Source organism: Clavibacter lycopersici (assembly GCF_003576405.1).
GTDB lineage: Bacteria > Actinomycetota > Actinomycetes > Actinomycetales > Microbacteriaceae > Clavibacter > Clavibacter lycopersici.
Genome location: NZ_QWGT01000148.1, coordinates 1 through 7076, shown reverse-complemented (window position 1 = coordinate 7076; position 7076 = coordinate 1). Strand labels below are relative to the sequence as shown.

Genomic DNA, 7076 nt, shown 5'->3' with positions numbered 1-7076 from the left:
TCGCCCAGGCCGCGGCGCAGGTGCAGCGCACGGGCACCCCGGCGCAGGTCGCCGAGGCCGTCACCGAGCTCGACGCCGCCCGCCGCCGCCTCTACGCGATCCTCGCCCGGGAGTGACCGCGGCCACGGCCGGCGCCGCGCCCGGGGCGGATCCCGAGGCCGACGCCCCGGAGACGCGCGCCCGCTACCGCCGCATCCTCCGCTTCGCCGCCTGGAACCTCGCGGTCACCTGGTGGTACGAGCTCTTCCTCCCCCGCGTCGGCCTCCGCCGCATCGCCGACCGCACGCGCACCCGCCGCATGAAGCTCTTCGCCCGCCGCTTCCGCGTGCTCGCGGTCGAGCTCGGCGGGCTCATGATCAAGGTCGGCCAGTTCATGTCGTCGCGCCTCGACGTGCTGCCGCCCGAGATCACCGCCGAGCTCGAGGATCTGCAGGACGAGGTGCCCGCCGTCCCGTTCCCCGAGATCCGCGCGCTCGCCGAGCGGGAGCTGGGCATGCCGCTCGCCGACGCCTTCGCGTGGGTGGACGAGACGCCCGTCGCCGCCGCGTCCCTCGGCCAGGCGCACCGCGCGATCCTCGGCCCGCTCGACTCGGCCGACACCGGCCTCACGGGCGCGGTCATCAAGGTGCAGCGGCCCGGCATCGACGACATCGTCCGCATCGACCTCGCCGCCCTCCGGCGCATCGGCGGCTGGCTCACGCACGTGCGCCTCGTGTCCGACCGCGTCGACGCGCCCGCCCTCGTCGAGGAGTTCGCCGAGACGAGCCTCGAGGAGATCGACTACCTGCACGAGGCCCGCAGCTCGGCCCGCTTCCAGGAGATGTTCGCCGCCGACGCCCGCGTGGCCGTACCTGAGATCGTGTGGGAGCGCAGCACCCGGCGCGTGCTCACGCTCGAGGACGTGACGGCGATCAAGATCACCGACCACGCGGGGCTGCTGGCCGCGGGGATCGACCCGGTCGAGGTCGCGCCCGTGTTCGCCGCCGTGATGTTCGACCAGCTGTTCGCGGACGGCTTCTTCCACGCGGATCCGCACCCCGGCAACGTCTTCGTCACGCCCGTGGCGGACGGCTCCGTCGAGCAGGGCTGGACCCTGACGTTCATCGACTTCGGGATGATGGGCGAGGTGCCGCCGAGCACGCGCCGGGGCCTCCGCAAGATGCTCATCGCCGCCGCCTCGCGCGACGGCAAGGGGCTCGTCGACGCGGCCCGCGACATCGGCGTGCTCCTGCCGTCCGCGGACACCACGCAGCTCGAGCTCGCCATGACCCGGCTCTTCGCCCGCTTCGGCGGCCTGGGCTTCGCGGAGCTGCGCGAGGTGGATCCACGCGAGTTCCGCGCCTTCGCCAACGAGTTCCAGGAGGTGGTACGCACCCTGCCGTTCCAGCTGCCGGACGACTTCCTGCTCATCATCCGCGCCATGTCGCTCACGTCGGGCGTCTGCAGCGCGCTGGATCCCGCGTTCAACCTCTGGGACTCCGTCGAGCCGTACGCGCAGCGCCTCATCCGCGAGGAGCGAGGCAACGTCGTGCGCGACCTCGGCACGCGCGTCTCCGACACCGCCGGCACGATCGCGCGCCTCCCCGGCCGCCTCGACGCCCTGCTCACCCGCATCGACGACGGCGCCCTCCCCATCAGCGATCCGATCCTCGAGCGCCGCGTCGGCGCCCTGGAGCGCACCCTGCGCCGCGCGATCTCCGCCCTCGTCTTCGGCGGACTCCTCGCCGGCGGTGTGCTCCTCCGCCCGGACGACGAGGTGCTCGGCACGGTGCTCCTCGTGGTCTCCGTGATCCCGCTCGCGCAGGCGCTGCTCCCGGGCCGCCGCGGCCGCTGACCCCGCCCGTCGTCCGCACCTCGACCACAGCCGCCTGTCCGCTCGGTGTCGGTCGTGACGCCGTGTGACGCACCTCCGGCGCCCCTCCCGGATCGCCCGCCTACGGTGAGCGCACCGACCCGACGGACCGAGGAGACACCATGACCGACACGACCATCCAGGCGCAGATCGCCGAGTTCGACCGCGGCTTCGGAGAGCAGATCGGACCGGACCTCTCCGCCGTCTTCGCCGCCGAGCAGGAGGCGCTGCGTGATGGCGGCGTCCCGGCCGACGCGGTCTCCCCCGGCGACGCGCTGCCCGCGGCCACGCTCCTGGATCCCGACGGCGCGGCGGTCGACCTCCACGCGGCCCTCGGCACGGGTCCCGCGGTGGTCGTGCTGTACCGCGGCGCGTGGTGCCCGTACTGCAACCTGACCCTCCGGCAGTACCAGGCCGAGCTGCTGCCCGCACTGCGCCAGCGCGGCGCGACGCTCGTGGCCGTCAGCCCGCAGACGCCCGAGGGCAGCGCGCAGGCGGTCGCCGGCGGCGGGCTCGACTTCGCCGTGCTGTCGGATCCGTCCAACGCCTTCGTCCGCGCGCTCGGCCTCGTGACGGAGCCGACCCCGGAGGCACGGGCCGCGCATGCGCAGCTCGGCTTCGACGTCGCCGACAGCAACGCGGACGGAACGGGCGACATCCCGTTCCCGACGGTCATCGTGGTGGACGAAGACCGCCGCGTGACCTTCGCCGACGTGCACGTCGACTACACGACGCGCACCGAGGTGCAGGACATCCTGGCCGCGGTCGATGCCCTGATCACCCGATAGGCGCGCCCCGCACGCATCCGGGCAAAGCAGAAGGCCCGGTCTCCAGGAGACCGGGCCTTCATCTTGTTGCGGGGGCAGGATTTGAACCTACGACCTCTGGGTTATGAGCCCAGCGAGCTACCGAACTGCTCCACCCCGCGCTACGAGGAATACGTTACCAGACCTCCGGGGGTGCTCGTGACCATGCGAGCGCATGCGGGCCTCTCCCGCCCCATGGACGAGGACGGCCCCGGTGGCACCCGCATCGCGGGGCCGCCGGGGCCGTCCTGGTGGAGCGGGGACGCGCTACTGCTGCGCGCCACCCAGCTCGATCGCCCGGTTGAGGGCCTCGGTCAGACGCTGGTCGGCCTGCGCCGCCGCGACGAGGTCGTTGGCCTGGTAGGCCGCCTCCCTCTCCTGCAGCGCCTGTCCGGCCGCAGCCAGCGCCGCCTGCACGTCCTGCGCGGGAGCCGCGGGCGACGTGGTCGGCTCCGGCGTGGGCGTGGATCCCGTGCCGCCGTCGGTCGCGCCGTCGGCGGAGCCCTCGTCCGTGGCGCCGTCCGCGGGCGTCGTGGGCACGTTCTCGTCACCCGCCGTGGCACCCGAGTCGCCCTCGAAGATGCTGTCGAGGGCCGCGTCCAGCGTGTCCTCGAACGCGATCTTGTCGCCGAACGCCACGAGCACCTTGCGGAGCAGCGGGTAGCTCGTGTCGCCCGTGGAGCGGACGTACACGGGCTGCACGTAGAGCAGTCCGCCGCCGACCGGGAGGGTCAGCAGGTTCCCTCGCACCACCGACGTGCGGCCGCCGCGCTCCAGCAGGTTGAGCTGGTTCGCCACGTTCGTGTCGGAGTTGAAGTTGTTCTGGATCTGCGTCGGCGCCGGGATGGTGTCGTCGTTCGGCAGCGTGAGCAGACGCAGCTTCCCGTAGTCCGGCGCCTTCTCCCCCGCCGTGCTGCCCGCGTCCGAGTCGACCCCGAGGTAGCCCGTGAGCACGCTCCGGGCCGTGTCCTGCGTGGCGGGTGGGATGAAGGTCGTGTACAGGGAGAACTTCGGCTCGTCCTGGCCGGGCATCTGCATGGTCAGGTAGTACGGCGGCTGCAGGCTGGCGGTCGTGCCCGCCTCCGTGGTCGCGGTCGGGTCGTTCGGCGTGGTCCAGAGGTCCTGGTTCGAGTAGATCGAACCGGGGTCGGTCACGTGGTACTTGCCGAGGACGGCGCGCTGCACCTTGAACATGTCGGACGGGAAGCGCAGGTGGCTCATGAGCTCGCCCGAGATGTCCGCGATCGGCTTGAGGGTCGAGGGGAACACCTTCTGCCAGGTCTTGAGGATCGGGTCGTCGGTGTCCCACGCGTAGAGCGTGACCTTGCCGTCGTACGCGTCGACCGTCGCCTTGACCGAGTTGCGGATGTAGTTGATCTGGTCCGTGGGCACGAGCGGCTGCGTCTGCTGCGAGTCGGCGATGAGCCGGCTCATGTCCTGGCGCTCCGAGTACGGGTACTGGTCGCTCGTCGTGTAGCCGTCGACGATCCAGACGACGCGGCCGTCGACCACGCTGGGGTACGGGTCCTTGTCGACCGTGAGGTAGGGCGCGACCTTGCCGACGCGCTCCGCCGGGTCGCGGTCGTAGATGATCTGCGACTGGTCGTTGATCTGGTTGGCCAGGAAGATCTGCTCCGACTGGAACTTCAGCGCGTAGATGAGCCGCTTGAAGACGTTGTCGACCTTCGGCCCGCCGTCGCCCTGGAACGTCGTGTAGGTCTCGTCCGCGCCGTCCTCGCCGGACGGGTAGTCGAGCTCCACCTTGTCGCCCGACTCGGGGCCGCCGACGATGGAGTAGTCGGGCGAGTTCTCGCCGAAGTACACGCGCGGCTCGAAGTCGCCGAGGTCGCCCGAGGCCGGGATGCCCGACTCGAGGAACACCGGCTGCCCGTCGGAGGTGCGCTGCGTGCCGTAGGCGGCGACGAGCGAGTAGCCGTGCGTGTAGACGAGGTGCTGGTTGACCCACGAGGTGCCCGTGTTGGTGGGGCTGAGCTCGCGGACCGCGACGACCGTGTCCTGCACGCGTCCGTCGATCTGGTACCGGTCGACGTCGAGGTTGTCGCCGAACTGGTAGTACTGCCGGAACTGCTGCAGCTGGCTGAACGCGTCGCCCACGACGGCGGGGTCGAGGATGCGGATGTTGGCCGTGGTGGCGGCGTCCTCGCGGAGCGCGCCCGGCGTGGTGTCCGTGGTCGCGTCGTAGGGGATCTCCTCGATGTCCGCGAGGCCGTACGCCTCGCGGGTCGCCTCGATGTTGCGCTCCAGGAAGGGCGCCTCGAGCGACCGCTCGTTCGGCTCGACCTGGAAGCGCTGCTGGACGGCCGGGTAGGCCGTGCCGATGAGGATGCTCGCGACGATGAGCCCAGCGGTGCCGATGATCGGCAGGCGCCAGCGTCCGATGGCCGCGGTGATGATGAACATGACGGCGACGACGATGGCGATGCCGGCGAGGATCGTGCGGCCGGGGATTACGGCGTTGACGTCGGAGAACGCGGCGCCGGTGAACAGCCCGCCGTTGGCCGTGTTGACCACGGACGAGTACTGGTCGAGCCAGATGCTCACGCCCTGCAGCAGGAAGTAGACGCCCGCGGTGATCGCGATCTGGATCCGGGAGCTCTTCGAGATCCGCACCTCGCGGCCCGTGAACCGCACGGCGCCGTAGAGGTAGCTGGTGGCGAGCACGCCGAGCATGGAGATGATGACGACGGCCGAGGCGAAGCCGACGACCGCGTGGTAGAAGGGCAGCTCGAACATGTAGAACGAGGTGTCCAGCCCGAACTGCGGGTCCGTCGTGCCCGAGGGCGTGCGGTTCAGCCAGAGCAGCGTGCGCTGCCAGCCGCTCGAGGCCGAGACGCCGGCGAAGAGGCCGAAGACCGCGGGGATCGCGAACATGGCGAGACGGCGCAGCGGCTCGATGACCTGCTGGTAGCGGTCGAGCTGCGAGTTGAGCTTCGCGTAGACCGGCCGCGAGCGGTACGCGACCTGGATGCTCACGAACACCGGGATCGCCATGGCGAGGAACCCGATGAAGAACAGCGCGATGCCCGCGCCCCACTGCGTGAGCAGCACTCCCAGGTAGCCCAGCTGGTCGTACCAGAGGACGTCGGCGTAGAAGCCGGCGAAGATGAAGAACGCGATCACGAGGGCGGCGATGATGGCCGCGGTGATGGCGAGGGGGGCTCGGCTCCGTCTGGCGGGCCGGGCGGATGTGCTAGTCACAGATGTGCCTCAGAGTCGGGGACGCGGAGCCCTCATCCTAGGCGGGGTGGTTGCCAGGGACCTGCGAGCGATCAGGGGTTCCCGTCTGGTAGGGGAGCCCTCTCGTCGAGCGGCCGGATCCCGTCGGCTCAGCAGGTGGGCAGCGCGTCGAGGTCGCCGCCCGTCGAGATGGCGGCGAGCGCCGCGAGCGAGTCGTCGAGCGTCGAGACGGCGAGGACGCGGAGGCCGTCGGGCACGTGCCCGTGCACCTCGTCGCAGTTGTCGGTGGGCGCGAGGAAGTACTCGGCCCCCGCGCGCTCGGCGCCGAAGAGCTTCTGCCGGATCCCGCCGATGGGGCCGACGGTGCCCGCCGCGTCGATCGTGCCCGTTCCCGCGATGGCCTTCCCGCCGGTGAGCGAGCCCTCCTCCAGCTTGTCCATGATCCCGAGCGCGAACATCATGCCGGCGCTCGGACCGCCGACGTCGTCGAGCTGGATGTCGACCTCGAACGGGAACTCGTAGTCGGTGGACGTGACGATGCCGATGACGGGGCGCCCGTCGCGCTCCGTCGGCGTGACCTCGACCGTGCTGTCCTGGCCGTCGCGCGTGATCCCGAAGGAGAGCGGCGTGCTCGTGCCCGCGGCGGCGACGCGCGCCTGCAGGTCGGCGAGGTCGACCACGTCCGCTCCGTCGACCGTGCGGATCGCGTCCCCGGTGCGGAGGGGGCCGTCGGCAGCGGATCCCGCGAGGACGCTCTGCACCTGGAGCGTGCGCGGCACGTCGATGCCGAGCTCGGTGAGCGCGGCCGCGACGGCGTCCTGCTGCGAGTCCGTCATCTGGACCTGGTTCTGGGCGTCGCGCTCCTCGGCGGTCTGGTCCGCGGGGAACACGGCCTCCATCGGCACGACGCTCCGGCTCGGGTCGAGCCAGGCGGAGACGACCGAGAACCAGTCGGGGCGCTGCGCGGGGTTGCCGACGACGCTGACGGTGAGCATGTCGAGCCGGCCGTCGGTCGGGTAGGTCGTGCGGTCCGGGATGGAGATGAGGGGACGCTCCGTGCCGTCGTGATCGCTCGTGCCCAGGGTGTCGAACACGGGCCCGGGCTGCTCGATGACGTACGGCGACGGCATGAGGCCGAGCGCGAGGGCGAGCACGGCGCCGGTGCCGGCGAGCACGCGGCCGACGCGGCGGCGGCGCGGGGGCCGGGGTGCGCGGGGGGC

The 7076-nt window shown here is 71.6% G+C and carries 4 protein-coding genes, 1 tRNA gene and 1 pseudogene; 3 read left to right on the top strand and 3 right to left on the bottom strand.

The window, feature by feature from the left end; translation table 11 throughout:
- From DZG00_RS10420 to DZG00_RS10410, 3 genes and pseudogenes are all read left to right on the top strand, one after another.
- Nucleotides 1-116, top strand: a pseudogene (locus tag DZG00_RS10420) (PadR family transcriptional regulator); the annotation flags it as partial.
- Nucleotides 113-1834: an ABC1 kinase family protein gene (locus DZG00_RS10415; RefSeq protein WP_119382106.1), complete on the top strand. Its 1722-nt coding sequence runs from the start codon at nt 113-115 to the stop codon at nt 1832-1834. The pseudogene DZG00_RS10420 and the gene DZG00_RS10415, both read left to right, overlap by 4 nt.
- Before the next feature lie 140 nt (nt 1835-1974).
- Nucleotides 1975-2640 (top strand): peroxiredoxin-like family protein, encoded by a 666-nt coding sequence (locus tag DZG00_RS10410; protein ID WP_119382107.1) that lies wholly within the window; start codon nt 1975-1977, stop codon nt 2638-2640.
- A 66-nt stretch (nt 2641-2706) separates the two neighbouring features.
- Here the strand turns inward: DZG00_RS10410 and DZG00_RS10405 are convergent.
- The 3 genes from DZG00_RS10405 to DZG00_RS10395 all read right to left on the bottom strand — a co-directional run.
- Nucleotides 2707-2780 (bottom strand) — tRNA-Met (locus DZG00_RS10405).
- Nucleotides 2781-2925: 145 nt separating this feature from the next.
- Nucleotides 2926-5877, bottom strand: coding sequence for a UPF0182 family membrane protein (locus DZG00_RS10400; protein WP_199688931.1), 2952 nt, complete (start codon nt 5875-5877; stop codon nt 2926-2928).
- Between the two features lie 128 nt (nt 5878-6005).
- The coding region (locus tag DZG00_RS10395; RefSeq protein ID WP_233550118.1) for a YlbL family protein at nt 6006-7076 on the bottom strand (1071 nt) is incomplete at its 5' end.